Genomic DNA, 18,175 nt, shown 5'->3' on the forward strand with positions numbered 1-18,175 from the left:
GAGCACACTACAATGAAAATCATGTTCATAAAACCGACCCGTCCGCCCACGGCGGCGCAGGACCGGACCGCGCACGTCCGCTTCGTCGGACTGTGTGCCGGATATCCGGGCCGCCCCGTCCTGCGTCAACTCGACGCCGAGATACCGAGACTGGCCACGACCGCGCTGGTCGGCCCGAACGGCAGCGGTAAGTCGACGCTGCTCGGCGTCCTGGCCGGTGTGATCCGTCCCGCATCGGGAGAGCTGCATCACCACGGGGAACTGCCGCCCGCCTTTGTCCCCCAGCGCACGGCCACCGGCGACACACTGCCGCTGACCGTCCGGCAGACCGTGGAGATGGGACGCTGGGGCGAACGCGGCCCCTGGCGCCGGCTGACGGGGCGCGACCACGCGGCGGTGGACCACGCGCTCGACCGGCTCGGCATCGGCGATCTCGCCACGCGTCAGTTGGGGGAACTGTCAGGCGGACAGCGCCGGCGCGCCCTGATCGCACAGGGCTTGGCCCAGGAGTCCGATCTGCTGCTTCTCGACGAGCCGACCACCGAGCTGGACCCGGAGGCCAGGGTACGGATCGGAATGCTGCTGACGGAACTCGTCGCCGACGGCGTGACGGTGGTCCAGGCCACACACGATCTGGACGCCGCGCGCTCGGCGGACACATGCCTCGTGCTGCGCGACGGACGCCTGGTGGGAGCGGGCCGCCCCGACCAGGTTCTCACCGAGTCGGCGCTCGCCCGGATCTGGCAGCCGCTCTGACACACGGGCCGCCTCGCCCGACGCGAACAGGGCCGAACGGCGCCTGGGCGGCGGCGCGTGGCGGCCCGATGACGCGAGAACCGAGCGCGTGGGCCGCCTCGTCGATGACGCGGGCGGCCGGGGGTCGCCCGCTGCGGCGAGGGCGAGGATCTCGTCGTAGCCGTGGTCCCGGCCGGTGGCTGCCCGGACCTGGTAGCGGATGCTCGGGATGGCGAGAAGCGCGACGGCGCTGCCCCGAGTTCCGTCAGGTGTGAGCGGCCCATGGGGGTTGATGATCCAGTGACGGCTGATTCCCCGGCCGTGCTCGGCGGAGGGTCGCGCACATGGCCGCCGACCCCGACACCGACCCCGGCCAGACGGGGGAAGTCCCGGGCGAACCCGTCGGTGAGCGGTGCCCAACTGTCTTGACGGGTCGATTGTTCCAAGTCAAAAGTAACTCAACCCGAGGACGAGTCATGTGACAAGGGAGTCTTTGATGACTGTCGCCTCAAGCAGTGCGCAGTCGCACCCTCCCGAACGCGGTGCGCGTCCGAGCGCCGAGCGGAAACCGGGCGTCGCCCGACGTGACCGCCTTCACCCGGCCGGTCGCCGACCGGACAGGTTCTCGTACCCGATCACCGTCTACGCGGCGGATGTCGTGGCCCTGATGAAGCCGGCGCTCCAGGACATCTACGCCAATGGCAAGCCGGTGAGCGGCCTCGACACGACCAAGCGCCAGATCAACCGCATCCTCGCGCAGGACCGACCGAAAGGCTTTCCATGTCCACGCCCTTCTCCCTCGCCATCGTCGGCGCCGGGCAGTTCGCCGGGCAGTTCGCCAAGCTCTGGCGGCTGCACCCGGGCGTCGGTGACATCGTCGCCACCGACCTCATCCCCGAGCGGGCCGCCCGGCTCGCCGCCGAGCACGGGCTCGCCGGCACACTCCCCTCCTTCGAGGCCGTACTGGAATCCGACGTCGACGCGGTCGCGGTCTTCACCCAGCGCTGGACCCACGGCCCCCTCGTCGTCCAGGCCCTGCGCGCGGGCAAGCACGTGTACTCGGCCGTGCCGATGGCGGTCAGCCACGGAGAGGTCGCGGCCGTCATCGACGCCGTACGGGACACCGGCCTGACGTACATGATGGGCGAGACCAGCCAGTACAACCCGGCCACGGTCTACGCCCGCGAGCAGGTCGCCAAGGACGCCTTCGGCCGGCTCTTCTACGCCGAGGGCGACTACGTGCACGACATGGACCTCGGCTTCTACGAGGCGTACCGGTACAGCGGCGGCGAGGGCTGGAAGTCCACCGCCAGCTACCCGCCCCTTCTCTATCCGACCCACTCGGTCGGCGGGGTGCTCGGCGCCTGGCGGACGCACACGGTGAGCGTCTCCGCCATCGGCGTACGGGACGACCGGGGGGACGGGGTCTTCGACAAGGAGATCAGCCAGTTCGACAACGACTTCTCGAACGCGACGGCGCTGTTCGAGGTCGCCGGCGGCGGTTCGTTCCGTACGAACGAGTTCCGTCGGGTGGGCTATCCGTCCCACATCCGGGAGTCGCGTTTCCGCTTCTTCGGTACGGAGGCGAGCCTCGAACAGCTCGCCACGGTCACTTTCTGGCAGGACAAGGAGGGTGTACAGGACATCACCGATCACCTTCGTCCCAAGGCGACCCTCTCCCCCGACGACCCGTCGCTCCAGCACGTGGCGCCGGCGCTGCGGGACGCGTTCACCTCGGGCTCGGCGCCGGTGCACGACCGGTCCCGGCTGCCCCAGGAGTTCGCCCATGTCTCCAACGGCCATGAGGGAAGCCACCACTTTTTGGCCGACGACTTCGTCACGGCGGTCGCCACGGGCACGCTCCCCCCGGTGAACGCCTGGGTCGCGGCCCGCTACACCCTGCCCGGGATCGTGGCGCACGAGTCCGCGCTGAAGGGCGGTGAACGCCTGGAGATCCCGGACTTCGGGGACGCGCCGGAGTAGCGGGACGGGCGGCGCGGTGCGCGAACGCGCGGCCTCGGCGTAACGGGAACGCCGAAGCGACAGGCGCACGCCGGAGCGACGGGTGTGCGCCGCACGCCGCACCGCGAGCGAGGGGCCGCCGGGTCATCAGACCTTGGTGGCGGCGCCCTGCAGGGAGGTGAAGTCACGGAGGTACGCGTCGTACGGCGCGGCCCCCTCCAGCCGGAGCAGCGCCTCGTCGTTCTCGCGGAGGGACGAGTAGTCCAGGTTGTGGGAGCCGGTGAAGGTCCACTTGGTGTCGGCGTGGCCCGCGTACGTGCCCTCGATCAGGATGTACTTCGAGTGCACGAGGTAGCCGTCGGAGGTGGAGAGCCGCCGCAGGTCGATGTTCCTGTGCCCGGTGAGCTCGGCCGCGTCGTTGCTGTCGTGGTAGACGACGCGGATCGAGCAGCCCTGGTCGGCCATGGCCTTCAGCTTCGCGGCCACCTCGTCGCGATGCAGGGCGAACGCGGCCACGCTCACCTTCCCGTTGTCCGCGCACGACAGGTTGGAGAGGATGCTGACCACGATGTCGCCCGTGCGCTGCGGGAAGAAGTAGTACTTCTCCGTGCCGACCTTGCCCTGGGTGAAGTAGTCGGAGTTCTTCCTCATGGCGGCCAGATCGTTGAAGTAGCCGACGTACGCCGTGTAGAGAGCTGTGTTGCCGACGACCGTGTAGGCGTTGTTCCAGTACTTGCCGGTGTTGACCGGGGTCTGATTGGCCGAGGTCTGGATGACCACGTCCTCCGCCTCGCCGGCGTCGCCGATGCGGGAGAAGGTGAAGAACTTGTTGTGGTTGATCAGTCCGGACCCGCTGTTGCCGATGCACGCGGCGTTCTCGGTGCACACCTGGACCCATGACCGCGCGGAGCGGTCGGTGCCGAGCGCGGCGATGAGGTTCCGCGCCGCGTCCCGGTCGGCGAACTTGCTGTCGAGCACGACCCGGATGTTGACGCCCCGGGTATGGGCGGACGTCAGGGCGTCGACATATCCCTGGTCGGTCAGCGCGTAGAGCGAGGCTCGGATCAGCCGGCCGCTCTGGGTATTGCCGATCGCACCGATGATGTGGTTCTTGATCGCGTTCTTCTCCGCGGTCGTCCCCCGCGGATTGCTGAAGACGGCACCGGTGGCGATCGGCGGATCGGCCTGTGCGGCAGATGCCGGTCCCCCCGTCAGCGTGGTGCCGACGAGCGCCACCACCGCCATGAGCAGCATGCGTATACGCACGTCTTCCCCTCCCCGGTCCACTCCCGTGGACACCAGATGACGAAGTCGTGATCGTTTCACGGCGGTGGCCGGAAAGCCATGGCGGCTCGTGTCCGGACTCGCTGCTGCCCCACACGCACCGATGGCATCACGCACGGCGAGTACGCTCGGCGAAGGGCTTCCCAACGAGGTTGTCGAGCAGCACCCTTTCAGCGCCGGATCGTGACCACCAGCCGCGGCAGCACTCTGCCGGCGATGGAGCCCGAGGGGACATCTCCCGTGCGCACCGCGCCCATCGCGCGGTAGAAAGGCTCGGCATTCGGGTCGGCGTCGATCGTGAGCCGGGTGAACCCCAGGTCTCGTCCGGCAGCGAGGGTGCTTTCGAACAGGAGGCGGCCGATCCCCCGGCCGATGGTTCGCGGCTCGACGAACATCATGCCCAGAACGCCGACGGGTGGGTCGCCCTCGAGAGTCGTGAAGCCCAGGATGTGACCATCTCTGTCAGCCACCAGAGCTCGTCGGCGCGCGACCTCACTCGCGCCAACGGTGAGCTCGTCCCGACACGCTTCCAGGAACTCGGCGTCATAGCCCCAATGCGACTTGGACCGCAGCGCCAAGTCGGTGAGTATCTCGGCCTCCGTCGCCCGAGCGGGCCTGATCAGCACGTCCATCCATGTCCCCCGGTCCAGATGTGGGTCCTACGATCTTCGCATCCGGCAGGCACGCGGGAGAAGTAGGCGGCGGCGTGCGGCCCGCGCGCCTCGGGGACACGGCAACGCCCCATCCCGTACAACCATCCGACCTCCTTGATCGTCGAATGTGTACGCCCGGAGGCCCCGGTGCGTCATTCGTCATGGCCACCATCTGTCCGGCCATCCAATGGGGGGAGTCCCATGAGACCTGCCTCTGCCTGGCGCGCGCTGTGCGTCGGAACCGGTATCACCGCGGCGGTCGGCCTGCTCACAGCCGGTTTCGCCGCGCCCGCGTCCGCGTCCGTGGACGAGCCACAGAGCGACCAGCTGTGGCTCAATGTGCCGTACGAGCATGCGATGCCGCTCGGTACGGCCGGCGGGCAACCGGAATCGCGCTCGCTCGACATCGGTCTGTACCACGACAACAACAACTTCACGGTGACCGAAGGCGAGGTCACCGTGGACATCTCCGGTCTCGCCGGCGTCGCCGAGGTGACCTGGCCGGCGAACTGCGCGCCGGCCGGCACGACCGCGGTGTGCGACGTGCCCGAGGTACCCGTACTCGGGCCCGACTACCGGAGCCAGATCCGCCTCACGGTCCGCGCGGCCGACGGCGCGGCGGCCGGCGCGAGCGGCAGGATCACCTACGAGGCGTCGGCCACCGGCGGTCCCGAGGGCACGCTCACCGCGCCTCACGAGAGCTTCGACACCACGCTCACGGTCACCTCCGGACCCGACCTGGCGATCGGCGACATCCCCCCGGTCGGGAATGCCGGGCCCGGCACCGCTCTCACCGTCCCCTTCCGCGTCACCAACAAGGGCAACGAGAGCGCGAGCGGCTTCACGGTGCGACTGATGGCCTCGTACGGCCTGAAGGAACTGACCGAGTACGACGCGTGCACGTACACGCGGTCGAGCGACGGCGAGCACGTACCGATGACGTACGCGACCTGCTCCTTCGACCAGGCACTCGCGCCGGGCCACTCCTTCGAGCTGCCCGCGCCCCTGAAGGTGCGGCTCGCCGCACACGCGCTCAACGAGCGGCTCGACATCAGCGTCGAGCCGGGCGGTGGCGTCGAAGACATCGACTCCGTCGACAACTACGCGATACAGGAGATCCAGGCCGCCAACACCGCGGACTTCTCGGTGACCGGTGACACGGTCTCCGGCGCGCAGGGCGAGACAGTCACGGCCCGGCTCACGTTCAGGAACAACGGCCCGGCCTGGTTCGGCAACCTCGGCTCCGGAGACCCGGCCGCCAAGGTCCGGCTGATCGTCCCCGCGGGCACCACGGTCACCGGTGTCCCGTCCAGCTGTACCCCGCACACCCTCTCCGGAGGCTACTACCCGCAGCGGGCAGGCGCCCCGCGCTACGACTGCGCGCTGCCGTACTGGGTGCTGGAAGACATGGAACGTTCGTACGACTTCTCTCTGCGGGTCGACACCGCGGTGCCCGGTTCGACCGGCGCAGTGAGCATTCATCCCGAGTTCGGTGAGTTCGCCTTCGACCCGGACAGCACCAACAACACGGCTGTCCTGACCGTCAACTGAGCCGCTCCTTGCTGGTGCGGGAAATGGTCAGAGGCCGGCGTGCGGGGTGAACGGCCCGGGCTGCCCCGGGCGCGCATCGGCGAGGCCGGCCGACGCCGGACGGCGCGCCGACGACATCGCCAACCCGCTCCGCCGCCGGTGTGTGAAGGTGGCGGAGCGGCCATGCGTCCACCATGCGTGACACCGGCCGGCCGAACCAGGGGACGACATCCCCTGGGTCCGGGCCCCGGCCCGGCGCACCATCGACCTCATGGGTTCTGCGAAATTCACGGATCTGGGCGCCTTCCTGCGGTCACGGCGCGCACGCATCCGCCCGGCCGACGTCGGGCTCCCGACCGGACCTCGGCGCCGGGTGTCCGGACTGCGACGCGAGGAGGTCGCCCAGCTCGCCGGGGCTTCGGTGGACTACTACAACGAGCTCGAACGCGGAGCCGGGTCCCAACCGTCCGCGCAGATGATCGCCGCTCTGGCCAGGGCGCTGCGGCTGACCGCTGACGAGCGCGACTACCTCTACCACCTGGCGGACCGCCCGGTACCCGTGCTCGACCCGGCCGCCTCACACGTCCACCCCGGAATGCTCGACCTGCTCAGTCGGGTGACGTCCACACCCGCCCAGGTCATCACCGACCTGCACGTCACCCTCGCCCAGAATCCCCTCGCGGTGGCGCTGCTCGGGGACCACTCCGGATTCAGGGGTGCTCGGGCGAGCTTCGCCCACCGGTGGTTCACCGAACCGGACGCTCGACAGCTCTATCCGGAAGCTGATCACGCGGCCCAGTCCCGCGCCTTCGTCGCCGATCTGCGCGCGGCCGCCGCCCGGCGGGACGCGAAGGACGCCGAGGCCCGCTCGATGGTCAATGCGCTGCTCAGCCTCTCCCCCGAGTTCACCACGCTGTGGACCGACCATGACGTGGCTCTCCGACGGAACGAGCGCAAGCGTCTCAACCATCCCGCGCTCGGTCTGATCGAGGTCAACTGCCTCAGCCTGTTCAGCGAGGACGGCCGGCAACGACTGCTCTGGTTCACCCCCGCCGTCGGTACCGACAGCGCCGGCCTGCTCGACCTGCTCGCGGTCATCGGCACTCAGGAAATCAACGGACCGGCACACTGAACAACCGGATCCCGAAGCGGTGGCCTCCATGCCGCACGTCCGGCGCGCACCGCCCGAGCTGCCCCGGGGTCGTACGGCCTACGCTCACTCCTGGCCGTCCGCCAGAACCACGCAGGCGCTGAGATGCCAGGTCTGGCCCTGCTTCGCGGAAAACTCCAGGTCCACCTCCCTCCCTGCGGGACCGCCGTCCAGCGGGATGCGCAGCCAGGCGAACTGCCGGCCGTCGAGCTGCTCGCTACGGGCTTTCTCGACTCCGTCCACGCGGACGATCAGCGTCCTGGTGAAGGTGTTGGGATCACCGGTGAGCAGATGCGCCGCGTGGCGTCCGGCCGGCAGCCTCAGCCGCAGCACGGTCGGGGCGTTGCCGCGTACGTAGTCCCGGCGCACGACGTCGAAGAGTCCGGTGTCGGTGGCGGCGGGCGTGTTGCCGACCCAGCCGAAACCCGCTCCCTCCTGCCAGCGGCTGTCGGGTGTGAGGCGGGTGTAGTCCTTCAACACCGGCGCGGAGCCGGGCCCGGCGTCCCCCGTTCTCGGGGAGTGGTCGCCCTTGTTGACACGACCGGCTTCCTCACCGGCGAGCCGGCCGCGCCGTGGGCGTGCACCCCACCGATTGGTTGAACGTGTTCAAAAAGAAGGGATACGCTGAGGCCGGGCAAAGCCGAGGGGGTTCGATGAAGGTAGTGCTGCCCGAGGGAACCGGACAGGTCGGCAGGATTCTCGACCGTGCGCTGACGGCGGCCGGGCACGAGGTCACGGTGGTGACCCGGCGTCCCGTGCGGGCGCGCGACGTCGGCTGGGACGGGGCCACGCTCGGCCGCTGGGCCGCGGCGATCGACGGCTGCGATGCCGTGATCAACTTGGCCGGACGAAGCGTCTCCTGCCGTTACACCGCCGAGAACCTGCGAACCATGATGGACTCCCGGGTCAATTCGGCGCGGGCGGTCGGCGAGGCCATCGCCGCCGCCGCGCGGCCACCGCGCGTCTGGCTGCAGATGAGCACGGCGACGATCTACGCGCACCGCTTCGACGCGGCACACGACGAGGCGACCGGGGTGATCGGGGGCTCGGAGACCGGGGTGCCGGACTACTGGGCGTACAGCGTCGAGATCGCGCGGAACTGGGAACGGGCGCAGGCCGAGGCGCCGACTCCCGCCACCCGCAAGGTGGCGCTGCGCTCGGCGATGGTGATGAGCCCGGATCGGGGCGGCGTGTTCGACGTGTTGTCGTGGCTGGCGCGACTCGGGCTGGGTGGTCCGGTGGCCGGGGGCGCGCAGTACGTCGCCTGGATCCACGACGAGGACTTCGTACGGGCGGTGGAGTTCCTGATCGCCCGGGACGACCTCGAGGGGCCGGTGAACCTCGCCTCGCCCGGCCCCCTTCCGCACCGCGACTTCACGCGAGCGCTGCGCAGGGCCTGGGGCGTCCCGTTGGGGCTGCCGGCGACACGCCGGATGGCCCGGTTGGGGGCGTTCGCGCTGCGCTCGGACACGGAGTTGCTCTTCAAGAGCCGTCGGGTGGTGCCGGGGCGACTGCGCGCGGCAGGGCTCACCTTCGCGTATCCCGAGTGGGAGAGGGCCGCCATGTCCCTCGTGCAGCGGGCGAGGCCGGTTCGTACGGCATCTGGGCGGGGCGCGTGAATCCCCGCGGCGACACCCGTCTTCTCCCGGAAGAGACGCGGCAGCGTCCCGTACCACCGCCCCGACGGCGCGGCCGGGGCCGCACCACACCGGCCCCGGTTGGCCACCGGCCGGCCTCCAAGGTGCCTGGCTCCGGCGGGCGTTCACCGCCTGGAGGGGTCGAACGGGATGCCCCGCCACAGCGCGCGTACGTCGGAGCCGGCGTCGTCGGCGACGCAGTCGCCCGGAACGGCCCAGAACTTCACCATGGTGGTATCGGCGGTGACCGGAGGCCAGCCGGGGTCGCCGCACGCGGCGAAGTCGGCCCATGCGCGAAGCATGCGCCGGGAGAGGGCTCGGTCCTGTTCGTCGGGGATACCGCCGATGAGGAAGGCGGCGCCGTCCGCGTCCAGGTTGCCGAACGCGAACGGGACGTCGGCGGTGTGCCAGGGGCTGGCCGCCCCGCTCGGCGTCACGCGCCTGCGGGCGAAGCGGGAGAGATACGCTCGTCCGCCGGCTCTCGCATGGTGCTCGGCAAGCCGGCTGCCGTACTCGCCGAACCGTGCGTCACCGAAGAGCGCGAGGTAGAGGTCGAGCAGCGAAGCGCCGGGCATCAGCGCGCGGTAGCCCGCGATCAGTCGGGCGGGGAGACGGAGGGCGTCGGCGAAGTCCTCGAGTTCCCGCTCCGAGGTGATCGCTCGCACGCTTCCGATCTCGTACAGGAACCGGTACTCCTCCAGGGTGTGACAGACCAGGAGGTCCACGTCGAGGGAGGCGCCGGCGGCGAGCGCGCGGAGCGGGTCCACGGGCAGCACATCGCCGTCGACGACGGGCTGGAAGACCACCGGGTCGTACGCCTGGACCGCCACTACGGGGTCGGCCGAGCACTGTCCGGCGACTTTGTCCGAGGCGGCCACCAGGAGCTGCGGCGAGGCGGAGAGCAGCCCGTCGCCCGTTGGGACGACACCGGCCTCGGCCGCGATCCTGGACATGAGCGCCGCGGCGGCCTCGACAGTGAAGGACGCGTGGGGCGCGCTGTGGGCGATGGCCCGGCGGAACAACCCGCGCGCCCGCTCCATGGCCATCAGGCAGGCGACCGACCCCGCCCCGGCGGAGTGCCCGGCGACCGTGACGTTGTGGGGGTCGCCACCGAACGCGTCGATGTTCTCCCGGATCCAGCGCAGGGCGGCCACCTGGTCGAGCAGCCCGCGGTTGTCCGGGAAGCCCGGCACATGGCCGAAGCCTTCGAAACCGACCCGGTAGTTGCAGCTGACCACGACCACTCCGGCGCGGGCGAGCGCGGCCCCGTCGAAATCGGGCTGGGCGGAGGAGCCGAAGGTGTACGCGCCGCCGTGGATCCAGAACAGCACCGGCAGCGGGCCGCCGTCCGGCCGCCCGCTCACCCATACGTTGACGGTGAGGACCTCCTCGTCCCCGGGCCGCCACACCGGCGAGCCGGGCAGCACGGCCGACTGCGGCGCGATGGGCCCGAAACTCCGGCAGTCACGCACTCCGCCCCAGCGGGCGGCAGGCCGCGGAGGACGGAAACGGTCAGGACCGAAAGGCGGGGCGGCGTACGGGATGCCGAGAACGGCCACAAGTCCGTCGGCCGACCGCATGCCGCGTACGTGACCGCTCGTCGTCCGGAAATCCGCCCCCGCGCCTGCCCTGTCACTCATACGACACAAGCTGCCATGACCCCTACGGTTTCGCGAATGAGTTGCCACCGGCGGTCCGGCACAACGCCAGTCGGCCTGGAGGCGGGCCGAGTGGCCGACGCGACTGTCCGGCCTGCGGACGGGGCGGCCGTCCCCGCCGCAAGCCAGAGTCGTTGTTCACCGGCCGAGGCACACCTTCCCGACGACCGACGACAGTCAGCGGTGCGGGCGTGCGCGGCCGGGTGACGGGCCGGATCAGCGGACTTCGGTGACCCGGCGCTCCTTCAGGGAGGCGCAGTTGGAGTTCTCCACCGACACGTACACGTTGTCGATGCTGCCGCCCCAGCTCACGCAGTGGCCCTTGCCGTAGACGGAGACCGGCCCCGCGTACGACGTGTAGTTCCCGTCGTCCCCGGCCCACTCCTCGGTGTCGGGGACGTAGATGCTCGCGGACATGTGCTTGGCCGCACCCGGGTTGGCGCGGATGGTGGCGACGCAGTTCTTGCCGGTCGAGGAGTTGTACGTCAGGTAGACGGTGCCCAGTGAGCCGACGGGCGCCGAGTTCACGGTCTTGTACGCCTTGCCGCAGACACCCTGCGGCGTGACGTTGGGTGCGGCGGAAGCGGTCGTGCCGAACGCGGTCGTGACGCCCACCGCGAGCGCGGTCAACGCCCCGGCGGTCGCGATATTGCGGATGATCCTCATATTTCCCCCTTGTACTCTTGAGAGCGGTTTACTCACACTTGATGTGACACGCGAGCGGCACGGATGGTTGCGCCGTATTCATGTCGGGATATCGACCCGAACGCCGGAGGGGTGCGGGGACGCCCACCGGGCCGGCCGCCGATCGACCCACCCCGGCCGTCGCCACGGGAGGCGGGCCGGTACCGCGGCGCCGAGGTTACGGTGGGTGTGACCCAGATGCGGGTCACAGGGGCAATGAGTTGATCTTGAAGCCTTGAATGCCTGGCCCGTCACCCGTTTGGCTCAGCGTCGATGGTGGTGATGTTGACCATCGTCTCGGGGCCCGGGGTGGGTTGTGACCTCGATCGAACGGTCCGCGTATCCGCGGTTCAAGCGGCTGATCACCGCGCATGAGCTGCACTTGTTCTTCTCGCCGACTCGCGATGAGCTGGAGCAGGCGGCCGGGGCGACGGACGGGGACGGGCATCTGCTGGCCCTGTTGCTGATGCTGATGCTGAAGTCGTATCAGCGGATGGGGTGTTTCCCGGGCCTGGAGGATGTGCCGGAGCAAGTGCTGGAGTTCGTGCGGCGGCAGGTGGAGCTGCCGGAGGGGACGCTGCCGGTGTACCGGGCGGAGAGGACGGCCAACTTCAAGAACCTGACCCGGCGCATGGAAAGGAACCCCGCACCGATGCTGACCGCGGCCGCCGCGACGGCCAGCAGGGTCGACCGCCAGGGCCAGGCCGCCCCAGTGAGCGTCAGGTGGGAGAAGGGGTACTCCGAGAACTTCGCCGTGACCCGGGCCGTGGAGCGGTCGCTGTGGCGGGCGAGGTCACGCAGGACAGGATCGAAGCCGAACTCACCGTCACGCCGTCCCCCGCCGGGCAGTTCGACGGCCAGCTTGTTGCGGTGCGCCCAGGTGCGCAGCGACGCGTCGACAGCCGACACGTCCGCGACGCCCGGCACCACGAAGCGGTCCACTCCGTGGGAGCTGGAACCTGTCGGCTGGGCGATCAGGACGAGGCCGTGACGAGTGGTGACTGTGCCACGGCTGCCGAGGACCACCGTACGTGCGCTGAAGGACACCCCGCCGTACGCTTCGAAGGCGGCTGCGGCGTCAATCTCATCGACGCCGTCGACCAGGCCGATCCCCACCGTGGAGCGCAGCCAGGGGAACGCGGCGTTCAGCGCGTACGGCAGGTCGCCGGGAGTGAGGCGGTTTGCCGGGATCGTGGTTGGCCCGTCCGGAGTCCAGCCCGGATACGACAGGCCCTTCCCGATTCGGGTGGCTTCGTCCTTGCCTGCGAGTTCCTCCACGACCCGCAGGGCTCCGACCGTGCCTGAGGTGACGCCGGCGGTGGTGGTGACCCGGCCGTCCTCCACGTATCGCTGGCCGCGCTTCCAGTGCACCTGGGGGTATTGGCGCTTCAGGGAGCTGATGTCGGACCAGAAGGAGGTCGCGTTCCGGCCGTCCAGCAAGCCGGAGGCCGCCAGCAGCTCCGAGCCCGCGCATACTCCCAGAACACGGGCACCCTTGCGGTGCCGCTCCACGATCCATTCACGCAACCGCGCCTCCTTGGCGTCGGCCGGGTCGGTCACCGCGGGCACGACCACCACATCGGGCTCGGGGACCACTCCGCTGTCCACCTCGGCCAACGTGTGGTCGGGCAGAAGATGGGCCCCGCCGGACAGCGGGGAGACACGGCGTTCGGCTGCCACGGTGTAGACGAACAACTTCTCCGACTCGGCGAACACCTGGTACGGCGCCATCACGTCGGTGGCCACGGCCCCCTCGTTGCTGACCACCACGGCCACCGTGATCCGGCTGCTCGGAACGGCCCGCGTGGTCGGCCACGCACCCGCGTCCGACGCGGCAGGTGCGGGCGCGAAACTATCCGCCATCGACGTGCTCACCCCCGCGAAGGCGATCCCGGCGAACGACGCCACCGACAGCACCGTGCCCGTGAGCACCCGGCCCGCACGGCGGACCGCCCGGCGCCTCCTGGTCAACCTTGACACGATATACCTCCATAAAACGGTTGATCGATGGCGGTGTGGTACACGCAACCGCCCCCATGGGGAGAACAAGAAAGGAATTGGCCGAGGGAAGGCGTCAGGAGCCGTTCCCGGCGGGCGTTTCAGCTGGCGGGGCGCGACTGCGTGCGGAGCCGGGACGGCGGAATGCCGAAGCTCTCGGTGACCAGACGGCGCAACTGCCGTGCGTCACGGAAGCCGCAACGGGCAGCGACCGTCTCCACAGTCAGGTCGGTGTCCGTCAGCAGGGCACGGGCCCGTTCCAGGCGCAGCTGGCGCTGGTAGGCCAGCGGAGTGATCCCGGTGGCTGTGGTGAACGCCCGCGTCAGACCACGCGGCGACAGATGGGCAACGGCTGCGAGCTCCTCGAGGGAGTGCGGGGCATCCACGTTCTGAGCCAGGTGGTCCTGCACCCGGTGCACGGCGGGCTGCACATGGTCGCGGTAGCGCAGGAAAGGGCTGATCTGGGCAGCATCGCCGTCCCGCCGTAGATAGAGCACCAGTTCACGGGCGACGGCGGCGGCCAGTTCCGGGCCGTGGTCGCGTTCGACGAGGGACAGCGCAAGGTCGATCCCGGAGGAGATGCCCGCGCTGGTACTGATGCGCCCGTCGTGGACGTACAGGGCCGCCTCGCGGACCCGGGCTGCCGGATACCGCTCGCGCATCGCTCCGGTCAGCGACCAGTGCGTCGTGCACGACCGGCCATCCAGCAGCCCCGCCTCTCCCAGGGCCGCGGCGCCGCTGCACACCGACGCCACCCGCGCCCCCGCGTCATAGGCATCCCGCAGCCATCGCACTGCGGCGCTCGACACCAGCCGGTCGGATCCAGTCAGCCGTGGCCCCGGGACCAGCACCAGGTCACCCGGTCCCGCCTGCGTCGCAGCAAGCGCCTGGAGCCCGGCGAGCTCCAGCCCCTGCGCCGAGCGCACCCCGCCGGTCTCGGCGACGTACTCCAGCCGGTAGCAGCCGCCCAAGTGCGCTGCCGCATAGAAGACCTGTACCGGGCCGCCGAGATCCAACAGGTTCACCTCGGGCAGCACCAGCACGACCACCCGTCCCGTACACCCGCTCGTCACATCACTCACACGGACACAGTAGGCAAGCTCCACCGGCACCCACGAGGACAACCAGCGCCGGAGACCGGACGGATCAGGCACTGCCAGGTACGGACCCTTGATCAATTCTCGGTGCCGCAGGAGCCGACCGAGTGGAACCGATGAAGGCCCTGGTCGAGGAACGCCAGCAGGCAAACAACGTGCCCGGCATGAGCTTCCCGCTCTTCCATCCAACCGACCACGAAGGACCACCCGGCCAGGTAGCCCCAGAAGTCGCCGAGGCGTTCGCGGCCGTAGACGTAGGTGCCGCCGGAGGCCGGCTAACGGGCCGCGAGCCAGGCCGAGGACGTGGCGTTGCAGAAGGCGAGCACGGCAGCGACCGCCAGGCCGATCAGCAGCCCGGACCCGGCGGCGTGCGCGGCCGGCGCGAGGGTGGCGAAGATCCCCGCGCCGATCATCGACCCCAGGCCGATCACCACGGCGTCGGACACCCCGAGCCGCCGCTGAAGTTCGTCCGGCATCCCGGCGGCGGTCGATGGCTTGCTCATGGCCCACTCTCTCGGCGGCACAGCCGCGTACGTGACGCACTCCGATATCGGGAGACGATACGGAAGCCGAGCCGGACCGCCGGCCGCAACCCCAGGCCACGGGCGCACGCGGGTCACACCCCCTACGGCGTCCGTCCTCCGGCCTCGCTGCCGCCGACGTATGTCGCCGCCACCTCGATGTCCCCGATACGTGACGGGTCGACGCGCCGGGGGTCGTCGCCGAGCACGACGAGGTCGGCGTACTTGCCCGGGGTGAGGCTGCCCAGGTCGTCCTCCCAGTGGCAGGCCCGGGCGCCGGCGACGGTGTAGGCACGCAGGGCCTCGTCGACGGTGACGCCCTCGTCCGGGCCGATCACCTGGCCGGACTCGGAGGCACGCTCGACCATGAACTGAACGGCCCGCAGCGGGGATCCGTCCGCGACGGGACGGTCGGAGCTGCCGACGAGGGGGATACCGTGGTCCAGGAACGCCCTGCCGCGGTAGAGCCACGGGGCCCGCCCCTCGCCCATGATCGCCGCGTAGTCGTCACCGAAGCGGCGCAGGAAATTGGGCTGGACAACCGCGCTGACACCGAGTCGGGCGAAGCGCGGAAGCTGGTCGGGGCGGATCAGGCCGGCGTGCTCGATGCGGTGCCGGGCGCGGGGGCGCGGCCAGTGGCGCTGGGCTCGTTCGAGGGCGTCCAGGGCGAGGTCCGCCGCGCGGTCACCGATCGCGTGGACGGCGAGCTGCCATCCGGCGCGGTGCCCGTCCACGATCGTGTCCGCGAGCGCGTCCGGGTCGTCCTGCAACTGGCCCGCGTGATCGAGCCCTTCGTACGGATCCGTGAGTGCGGCGGTCCTGGCCATCATGCCGCCGTCCGTGTAGATCTTCAGCGCGCCCAAGGAGAGGCGGTCGTCGCCGAACCCGGTGCGCAGCCCGAGATCGAGGGCCCGGGGGATGCCGTCGGAGTCGTGCGCGGCGACCGGACGCAGCCGGTCGGCGGACACCATGAGCTGCACGCGCAGCGGCAACTGGCCCTGCTCCTGGGCGAGTTGGTAGGCCCCCAGCTCGACGGGGCTGTGGCCGAAGAGGGCGCTGCCGATGCCGGCCTCGGCGCAGGCGGTGACGCCCTCGGCCAGACAGGTCCGGGCGGCCCGCCCGATCGCCCCTGCCAACTCCTGCTGGGAATACGGCAGGCGCAGCGCGCGGGCGGCCCCCATGGCGCCCTCGACGAGGAAGCCGTTGTCGTGCGGGATGCCGGCGGGGAGCAGGGCGAGAACGGCGGAGTTGACCAGGCAGCCGTGCCCGGATTCGTGCAGCAGGAACACCCTGTGCCCGTGACTGACCCGGTCAAGTTCGGCAGCGGTCAGATGGCGGCCCAGGGCGCGCTGGTCGTAGCCGGCGACGCTTACCCAGGCGGCGGGCTCGCCCTTTCGGGTGACGGTCTCTTCGACGACGGCGAGCACGTCCTCGATCCGCGTGCGGCCGGCGACGCTCACGGTGTTCTCCTTGAAACCCGTCCAGGCCAGGTGCACATGGGCGTCGATGAACCCTGGCAGCACGGTGGCGCCCTGCAGATCGATCACCTCGCGTACGGGAAGAGAGGTCACGGCGTCGTCGAGGCCCACGATCCGGCCCCGCCAGACGCCCAGTTCACGGGCGACCGGGTGGTCCGGGTCCATGGTGACGAAGCGCGCGTTCGTCAGTCTGGTGCAGAGCATCGACGGTGTCCCTCCGACCGCGGGGAGTCAGTCGGAGGAGGCCGCGAGGGACCGGGGGCGCAGGTCGGTCCAGTGGGTCTCGACGTAGTCCAGGCATGCCTCGCGGGTGTTCTCGTCGAGGACGACCGTCCATCCCCCGGGAACCTCGGCGAAGGACGGCCACAGCGAGTGCTGCCCCTCGTCGTTCACCAGGACCAGGAAGCGGCCTTCGGGGTCGTCGAAAGGGTTGGTGCTCATGTGTCAGTGCCTCCTCGGGTCCGACGGACCGGTGACTGCCATGTCATGAGTGGGCGCCATTAGGTTAGGCTCACCTAATGCAGGACGAGCCTAACCTCTGTCCTTCCCTCTCACAAGGAGATGCTCATGCGCCTGGTGATCGAACGGGTCCGCACCGAGGAGACCACGAAGGCGCCCCCGAGCACGTTCTTCCGGACCGCGCGCTACCGCCGCGACGGCCGGCCGTGACCGATCCCCGCTCCGGCTCCGCGACCGGCGCGGAGAACGCCTTCGCCAGGTTCGGACTGCCCGGCGAACCGGGCAGCGACGAGTTCTGGGCCGCGGCCCGGACACCCGTGTCGGTGCCCGCCGACGGCGGCGGCTGGCTGACCTTGTTCCTGTGGCGCGGGGCGCGTGCGGTCATCGACTTCGAGAGCTGGTCGCCGCCGGTCCCCCTGAGCCGATGGGCCGGCACGGACTGCTGGTACGCCGAAGTGCGCATGCCCGCGCGGCTGCGGGTGACCTACCGGCTCATCGTGGGTGACGCGGCCCACGCCGACCCGTTCAACCCGGTCGGCGCGGGCGGTGACCGGTCCATCGCCGCGACCCCTGACGCCCCGGACCAGCCGCACTGGCCCGTCCTCGGCTCCGGCGCCGACGTCGTACTGCCCCTCCCGCGCGCCCGGCTCCGCTGGACCAGCGAACGGCTCGGCGGACGGCGCACCGTGCGTGTGCACCCGGCAGGCGGCGGCGGACCGGTGGTCCTGCTGCTCGACGGGGACGACTGGCTGCATCTGCACCCGGCGATGACCGCGTTCGACTCGGCCGTCGCCGTGGGCGAGATGCCCGCCGTCACCCTGGTCTTCCTCCCGGCCAAGGACCGGCAGGCCGAGTTCGGGTGCAGGCCCGAACTGTGGGAGGCGGTACGGGACGAACTGCTGCCGCTGGTGGCGGAATCCGGCGTACCGGCCGACCCGGACCGGCTGGTGGTCGCCGGGCAGAGCCTGGGCGGGCTGAGCGCGTTGTACGCGGCGCTGGAGTTCCCGGACCTGGTCTCGCGGGTCGCCTGCCAGTCGGCCTCCTTCTGGTGGACGCCCGGCGCCATGGACCGGGCGGACCCCTTGGGCGGCCCGGTCGGCGGCGCCATCGCCGCGCGGCTGCGCCGGAGCCCCGACCTGTCCCGCCTGCGGTGCGCGTTCGACGTGGGGGAACACGAGACCCGGATGCTGCCCCACTGCGAGCTGGCCGAGACCCTGACCGAGCGGGCCGGCGCGACCGTACGGGTTTCGCGGTCGGCGTCGGGCCACGACCGGGCCGGCTGGCGGCACGCCCTGCTCAGGGACGTCGCCTGGGCTCTCGCCTGAGCGG

15 protein-coding genes and 4 pseudogenes are annotated in these 18,175 nt (G+C 70.5%); 8 read left to right on the forward strand and 11 right to left on the reverse strand.

Features of this window, described 5'->3' with window-relative positions; translation table 11 throughout:
* Positions 1 to 12 precede the first annotated feature (12 nt).
* The gene (gene aztA / locus ACU6P3_RS02025; RefSeq protein ID WP_447195632.1) at positions 13 to 756 is read left to right on the forward strand and encodes a zinc ABC transporter ATP-binding protein AztA; all 744 of its coding nucleotides are present in this window, start codon (positions 13 to 15) and stop codon (positions 754 to 756) included.
* On the opposite strand, the pseudogene ACU6P3_RS02030 reads toward aztA, so the two are convergent.
* Positions 716 to 1,079 (reverse strand): annotated as a pseudogene (locus ACU6P3_RS02030) (MarR family transcriptional regulator); the annotation flags it as partial. The gene aztA and the pseudogene ACU6P3_RS02030 overlap by 41 nt on opposite strands.
* 237 nt (positions 1,080 to 1,316) lie before the next feature.
* Between ACU6P3_RS02030 and ACU6P3_RS02035 the strand changes: the two are divergent.
* Positions 1,317 to 1,495: pseudogene (locus ACU6P3_RS02035) on the forward strand (sugar ABC transporter substrate-binding protein); the annotation flags it as partial.
* A 20-nt stretch (positions 1,496 to 1,515) separates the two neighbouring features.
* On the forward strand, positions 1,516 to 2,718 hold the full coding sequence (locus tag ACU6P3_RS02040) for a Gfo/Idh/MocA family protein (RefSeq protein ID WP_447195633.1): 1,203 nt from the start codon (positions 1,516 to 1,518) through the stop codon (positions 2,716 to 2,718).
* 126 nt (positions 2,719 to 2,844) lie between these two features.
* On the opposite strand, the gene ACU6P3_RS02045 is transcribed toward ACU6P3_RS02040, so the two are convergent.
* Together ACU6P3_RS02045 and ACU6P3_RS02050 are read right to left on the reverse strand one after the other, a co-directional pair.
* Entirely contained in the window at positions 2,845 to 3,963 is a 1,119-nt protein-coding gene (locus ACU6P3_RS02045) for a phospholipase D-like domain-containing protein (protein WP_447195634.1), read from the reverse strand.
* 188 nt (positions 3,964 to 4,151) lie between these two features.
* On the reverse strand, positions 4,152 to 4,613 hold the full coding sequence (locus tag ACU6P3_RS02050; protein WP_447195635.1) for a GNAT family N-acetyltransferase: 462 nt from the start codon (positions 4,611 to 4,613) through the stop codon (positions 4,152 to 4,154).
* Between the two features lie 222 nt (positions 4,614 to 4,835).
* Here ACU6P3_RS02050 and ACU6P3_RS02055 point away from each other — a divergent pair, with 222 nt between their 5' ends.
* Together ACU6P3_RS02055 and ACU6P3_RS02060 are read left to right on the forward strand one after the other, a co-directional pair.
* Positions 4,836 to 6,185: a COG1361 family protein gene (locus ACU6P3_RS02055; RefSeq protein ID WP_447195636.1), complete on the forward strand. Its 1,350-nt coding sequence runs from the start codon at positions 4,836 to 4,838 to the stop codon at positions 6,183 to 6,185.
* Between the two features lie 250 nt (positions 6,186 to 6,435).
* Positions 6,436 to 7,296, forward strand: coding sequence for a helix-turn-helix transcriptional regulator (locus tag ACU6P3_RS02060; RefSeq protein ID WP_447195637.1), 861 nt, complete (start codon positions 6,436 to 6,438; stop codon positions 7,294 to 7,296).
* A gap of 84 nt (positions 7,297 to 7,380) precedes the next feature.
* On the opposite strand, the gene ACU6P3_RS02065 is transcribed toward ACU6P3_RS02060, so the two are convergent.
* The gene (locus ACU6P3_RS02065; RefSeq protein ID WP_447195638.1) at positions 7,381 to 7,791 is read right to left on the reverse strand and encodes a hypothetical protein; all 411 of its coding nucleotides are present in this window, start codon (positions 7,789 to 7,791) and stop codon (positions 7,381 to 7,383) included.
* A gap of 176 nt (positions 7,792 to 7,967) precedes the next feature.
* Between ACU6P3_RS02065 and ACU6P3_RS02070 the strand changes: the two genes are divergently transcribed.
* A complete protein-coding gene (locus ACU6P3_RS02070) occupies positions 7,968 to 8,933 on the forward strand; it encodes an epimerase (protein ID WP_447195639.1) in 966 nt (321 codons plus the stop codon).
* A gap of 143 nt (positions 8,934 to 9,076) precedes the next feature.
* Here the strand turns inward: ACU6P3_RS02070 and ACU6P3_RS02075 are convergent, their stop codons facing one another.
* Entirely contained in the window at positions 9,077 to 10,591 is a 1,515-nt protein-coding gene (locus ACU6P3_RS02075) for a carboxylesterase/lipase family protein (RefSeq protein ID WP_447195640.1), read from the reverse strand.
* A 234-nt stretch (positions 10,592 to 10,825) separates the two neighbouring features.
* On the reverse strand, positions 10,826 to 11,275 hold the full coding sequence (locus tag ACU6P3_RS02080) for a spore-associated protein (protein ID WP_447195641.1): 450 nt from the start codon (positions 11,273 to 11,275) through the stop codon (positions 10,826 to 10,828).
* A 334-nt stretch (positions 11,276 to 11,609) separates the two neighbouring features.
* Between ACU6P3_RS02080 and ACU6P3_RS02085 the strand changes: the two genes are divergently transcribed.
* Entirely contained in the window at positions 11,610 to 12,284 is a 675-nt protein-coding gene (locus tag ACU6P3_RS02085) for a DUF4158 domain-containing protein (RefSeq protein ID WP_447198181.1), read from the forward strand.
* Positions 12,285 to 12,580: 296 nt separating this feature from the next.
* On the opposite strand, the pseudogene ACU6P3_RS02090 reads toward ACU6P3_RS02085, so the two are convergent.
* From ACU6P3_RS02090 to ACU6P3_RS02110, 5 genes and pseudogenes are all read right to left on the reverse strand, one after another.
* Positions 12,581 to 13,156 (reverse strand): annotated as a pseudogene (locus ACU6P3_RS02090) (DJ-1/PfpI family protein); the annotation flags it as partial.
* A 236-nt stretch (positions 13,157 to 13,392) separates the two neighbouring features.
* Positions 13,393 to 14,373 carry a GlxA family transcriptional regulator gene (locus tag ACU6P3_RS02095; RefSeq protein ID WP_344272914.1) on the reverse strand — a complete coding sequence of 327 codons (981 nt, stop codon included), beginning with the start codon at positions 14,371 to 14,373 and terminating at the stop codon, positions 13,393 to 13,395.
* Positions 14,374 to 14,576: 203 nt separating this feature from the next.
* Positions 14,577 to 14,891 (reverse strand): annotated as a pseudogene (locus tag ACU6P3_RS02100) (amino acid permease); the annotation flags it as partial.
* Positions 14,892 to 15,013: 122 nt separating this feature from the next.
* Positions 15,014 to 16,591 carry an amidohydrolase gene (locus ACU6P3_RS02105; protein WP_447195642.1) on the reverse strand — a complete coding sequence of 526 codons (1,578 nt, stop codon included), beginning with the start codon at positions 16,589 to 16,591 and terminating at the stop codon, positions 15,014 to 15,016.
* 27 nt (positions 16,592 to 16,618) lie between these two features.
* On the reverse strand, positions 16,619 to 16,828 hold the full coding sequence (locus tag ACU6P3_RS02110) for an MbtH family protein (protein ID WP_447195643.1): 210 nt from the start codon (positions 16,826 to 16,828) through the stop codon (positions 16,619 to 16,621).
* A gap of 224 nt (positions 16,829 to 17,052) precedes the next feature.
* Between ACU6P3_RS02110 and ACU6P3_RS02115 the strand changes: the two genes are divergently transcribed.
* Entirely contained in the window at positions 17,053 to 18,171 is a 1,119-nt protein-coding gene (locus ACU6P3_RS02115) for an alpha/beta hydrolase-fold protein (protein WP_447195644.1), read from the forward strand.
* Positions 18,172 to 18,175 lie beyond the last annotated feature (4 nt).

Source organism: Streptomyces hebeiensis (assembly GCF_052983195.1).